Here is a 2321-nt window from a genome sequence, read left to right on the forward strand (position 1 = left end):
AGTTCAGTATTGGTGACAGACCACCACAAGTATCCAACCTCAATTCTGTTCACAAGACCATCGTTGATGTTCTCGGCGAGCGATACCGTCGAATTTATTCTTAAAGTAGGTGCGGAATGACGGGTGAAGAAAAGGAATAAACCATGGGAAGTGAAAAGATCCAGGCCGCCATTATTGGTTCAGGAAATATTGGCACTGACTTGATGTTCAAAATAATGAAAAACAGCCAATACCTGAGTATGGGTGCGATGATCGGTATCGATCCTGCCTCAGACGGTTTGGCCCGCGCTGCGCGGCTGGGCGTGCCGGTTTCTGCCGAGGGTATCAACGGACTGCTGGCATTGCCCCATTTCCAGGACATTAAAATCGTTTTCGACGCCACTTCAGCCAAATCACATCTGGTACACAACGAGAAGCTGCAACCGTTCGGCATTAAGGTGATCGACCTGACTCCGGCAGCCATCGGCCCGTATGTGGTCCCGTCCATTAATCTGGAACAAGAAAGTGATGCGGCCAACATCAACATGGTCACCTGCGGCGGGCAGGCAACCATTCCTATCGTCAATGCGGTGGCACAGGTCACTGACGTTTACTATGCCGAAATTGTTGCCAGTATCGCCAGCAAGTCTGCGGGCCCTGGCACCCGTGCCAATATTGACGAATTTACCGAAACCACGTCTGCCGCCATTGTTAACGTCGGCAAAGCGCGCGCCGGAAAAGCCATCATTATTCTCAACCCGGCGTCACCGCCTATCATGATGCGCGACACCGTCTTTACCTATTCCGCCACTGTCGAACCCGAAAAAATCGAGGCCAGCATTCACAGCATGGTGCAAAAAGTCAGCCGCTATGTCCCGGGCTATCGCCTGAAACAGGCCGTGCAATTTGATGTTATCAATAAGGACAATCCACTTTTTATCGATGGGGAAAAATACACGACAGGATTAAAAACATCGGTATTTATCGAAGTAGAAGGGGCTGCCCACTATTTACCCGCCTATGCCGGCAACCTGGATATTATGACCTCCGCCGCTTTAGCCTGCGGCGATCATTTTGCCAAGAACCTGAAAAATTAATCCTCAGCGATAAAAGAGAATAATGATGAATAATAAAAAAATCTACATCTCGGACGTAACATTACGCGACGGCTCCCACGCCGTAAAACACCAGTATACGCAACAACAGGTTCAACAAATTGCCAGCGTGCTGGACAAGGCGCATGTGGATTCCATTGAGATTGCCCACGGTGACGGGCTGGCAGGATCAAGTTTTAACTATGGTTTCAGCCGCTGCGCTGATACCGAAATGATCGCCGCCGCCGCTGAGGTTGTCACTCACAGTAAAATTGCCACCTTGCTGATCCCCGGCGTCGGCACCATTCATGATTTACAAGCCGCCTATGATGCAGGCGCACGCGTGGTACGTGTCGCCACCCACTGCACCGAGGCAGATATTGCACGGCAACATATTGAATTCGCGCGCAACCTCGGCATGGATACCGTCGGTTTTCTGATGATGAGCCACATGATTACTCCGCAGGAACTGGCTGAACAGGCGAAAAAAATGGAGAGCTACGGCGCGAATTGCATCTACGTCGTGGATTCCAGCGGCGCCATGCTGATGCAGGATATTCGCGATCGCTTCCGTGCGCTAAAAGCGACCCTGAACAGCGATACCCAAACGGGCATGCACGCACACAACAACCTTTCTGTCAGTATCGCCAACTCACTGACCGCCATTGAAGAAGGCTGCGATCGGGTAGATATCAGCCTGGCGGGCATGGGTGCCGGCGCGGGAAATACGCTCACCGAAGTGTTTATCGGTTGCCTGGAAAAACAGGGCTGGCAGCACGGTTGTCAGTTGGACACGTTGATCAACGGTGCTGACGATGTGGTGCGCCCGTTGCAACACCGTCCGGTGCGCGTCGATCGCGAAACCTTATAGCTCGGACTCGCTGGGGTGTATTCCAGCTTTTTGCTGCACGCCGAACGTGCATCGCAAAAATACGGCATCAGCACCATGGATATATTAATGGAGCTCGGAAAAAGAAAAATGGTCGGCGGTCAGGAAGACATGATTGTCGATGTTGCATTGGATTTAAAAAACTCCAACACCAAGCAAGCACAATAATACTAATGATTATATGAGGTTTTAATTATGCGAAGCCAAAAAATATTAGGAAGCCTTGAGTGGGGCCGTCATTCCGCACCTACTTTAAGAATAAATTCGACGGTATCGCTCGCCGAGAACATCAACGATGGTCTTGTGAACAGAATTGAGGTTGGATACTTGTGGTGGTCTGTCACCAATACTGAACTCAT

General features: G+C 50.6%; 1 protein-coding gene and 1 pseudogene. Both read left to right on the forward strand.

The features are described from left to right. The first annotated feature begins 143 nt into the window (after positions 1–143). Complete coding sequence (locus ACTBDZ_RS17115) at positions 144–1076, forward strand: acetaldehyde dehydrogenase (acetylating) (RefSeq protein ID WP_438816183.1); 933 nt, start codon at positions 144–146, stop codon at positions 1074–1076. A 25-nt stretch (positions 1077–1101) separates the two neighbouring features. After that, positions 1102–2130 (forward strand): annotated as a pseudogene (gene dmpG, locus ACTBDZ_RS17120) (4-hydroxy-2-oxovalerate aldolase). Positions 2131–2321: the final 191 nt, after the last annotated feature.

This window comes from Symbiopectobacterium sp., from assembly GCF_051710365.1.
Lineage (GTDB): Bacteria > Pseudomonadota > Gammaproteobacteria > Enterobacterales > Enterobacteriaceae > Symbiopectobacterium.

Excerpts from the sequence above, each read along its gene's own strand:
- ACTBDZ_RS17115 (WP_438816183.1), top strand. The coding sequence starts at position 144 with ATGGGAAGTGAAAAGATCCAGGCCGCCATTATTGGTTCAGGAAATATT.